At 40.8% G+C, this 2095-nt stretch carries 3 protein-coding genes; all 3 read right to left on the minus strand.

The window, feature by feature from the left end; all coding sequences use genetic code 11:
- Nucleotides 1–723: DUF5309 domain-containing protein (locus tag N1032_RS22655; RefSeq protein WP_259542569.1), on the minus strand; the 723-nt coding region annotated here is incomplete at its 3' end.
- A gap of 115 nt (nucleotides 724–838) precedes the next feature.
- On the minus strand, nucleotides 839–1894 hold the full coding sequence (locus N1032_RS22660; RefSeq protein ID WP_259542570.1) for a hypothetical protein: 1056 nt from the start codon (nucleotides 1892–1894) through the stop codon (nucleotides 839–841).
- A gap of 2 nt (nucleotides 1895–1896) precedes the next feature.
- The coding region (locus N1032_RS22665) for a hypothetical protein (protein WP_259542571.1) at nucleotides 1897–2095 on the minus strand (199 nt) is incomplete at its 5' end.

A 2095-nucleotide genomic window follows, 5' to 3' on the forward strand; every position in this document is an offset into this window, starting at 1 on the left:
TTCCATCAGACTAGAGAATGTCTGAGCATGTTTAGGATGGTACATGATGATGTTTGCATTAGAGCCGTTCAGGTACAAAGCGTTAGTCAGTTTAAAGATGTCGCCTTCATCGAAGGTGGCTGTTGCTGTAGCACCACCACCAGCATTACGAGTTACAGCATAATCAGCAGCAACACCACTAGTTGGTACTTCCGGAGAAGGTGTAGCACTTGGAGCAACCAGAGCTTGGAAAGCTTTAGTTTTTGGAGCAGCAGCTGTAGCAGCAGTACCCGGAGGAGTAGCTGTTGTTGCGTTGGTAGTAACACCACCTACACCAGCATTCAGAGCTTGGTCGGACAGGAGGATTACTTCCAAGTCACGCTTAATCTCTTTACCAGCTTTTTCCATTTGGTATTGCAGTTCTTGACCGCGACCATAGTTAGCCAGAGCATTCGCTGTATCAGATACTTTAACAACTTTACGCAGAATCTGAGTGTTATTCTGGATAACTTCAGTACCGGAAGTAAATGGAGCATCAGTAACGTCAGAGCCTTCAATAACGGCGTTATCTTTATCAGCTTTAGCCAGTTTGTCAGTCTGCCACTGGAACAGCTTATTAGTAATAGCTTCTTTACCAGTCATAGAAACGAACGGAGTATCGGTAGGAGACAGATTAGATACCCAGTTTGCGAAAGATTCCTTAATACCCTGAAGGTCGTAGGAAACTAAATTAGTTTGTGCCATTAAGAGGCCTCCTTTTGTCAATTCATTATGCTAGGCTAATTTAATAGCCCAGCCATTTCAACGTATACGAACTATATATGTAATAATTTGTAAAAAGTGGTTGACAAATTGGAAATTAGTCGACTAAATATTTAAACATATCCGAAGTATCACGCTCATCTAAGCCACCATTACGGATTTTCTTCAACAGGACTTCTTTCTTCTTATCGACTTTCTGTTCTGTAGGAGTTGGTTTAGCTTGAGCTTGAACTACTTTAGTTGGTGAGCCAACACGTTTCATTTTAGCAACAACAGTCTTTTTACCTTTCTCAAATTGGAGAGCTTTATGCAACAGTTTAAAGGTCAGTGGGTCAATACAATTCTCAATGTAATCTTTTTCAGCACCTTGAGCAATTGCAAATTCCATCAATTCAACATACAAATCTTTACTCCAACCAGGAATATCACGCTGAAGAACAGCGGCAGCTTCTTCTGCTGCTTTCTGCTTAGTGGCAGCTTCTGCTTCAGCTTTCTGAGATTCCAGGTGTTGCATAGTGTCAATGATTTCTTTACGACGTGCAATATAGCGGTCTAAGAACTCACGGTTTTCGACATAGCCAGCTGGGTCTTCACGCTTATAGGTTGCCCAATCAAAGTCTTCATAATCTTCAATTACGCGGTCTGCTTCAAGACGTGCAAGTTCCAGATGTTTGTAAACACCCTCAGATTCTTTAACAAAGGCTTCCTGAGTCTGGTTAAATTCAGCAATAGCTTGTTCCAGAGCTTGGTTATCTTTATAGCCTTTAATCACTTCACTGAGTACTACATTCTCACCAGTAGGTAGAGTGATTTCATATTCTTCGAAGTCTACTTCCTGTTCATCAGGAGTTTCCGTTTGTTCAACTTCGGAGTCTTCAACTTCTTCCTCAACTTCTTCGACTGCCTCTTCGACTTCATCACTTTCTTCAACTTCATCTTCCTCACCGAAATCAAAAGATAAATCAGATGTGTCATCGATAATACCACCATCCGGATTACCCGCACCTTCTGCGACTTTACTTGGATTGTGTTTAGCAGTTGCGTCTGAATTAGGAATTTCATTACCATTTGTATCAACATCAAGGACTACATCATTTAAAGAAAAGAAGTCAAAGTTGTCGGTATCAATGTACATATCGTTAGGATTACTCATAATTATTCACTCTCCTGAATTTGGTCGTAAGTATTTACACACTCCTGAAGCTTAACATCTAATGCATCTATAGCTTTAGTCAGCGCGTACAATTCTTCCCTTTTGGCATTTTGCTCGAATTCGGTACGAATTATACTCAGGGCTATGTCTTTTTTAAGTTCATCTAAAAGGAAGGAGATATGACCCCCTTCCATTAGTGCT

Source organism: Herbiconiux daphne (assembly GCF_024979295.1).
Lineage (GTDB): Bacteria > Actinomycetota > Actinomycetes > Actinomycetales > Microbacteriaceae > Herbiconiux > Herbiconiux daphnes.

Coding starts and splice junctions, on each gene's coding strand:
- N1032_RS22660 (WP_259542570.1), bottom strand. CDS start 1,894: ATGAGTAATCCTAACGATATGTACATTGATACCGACAACTTTGACTTC.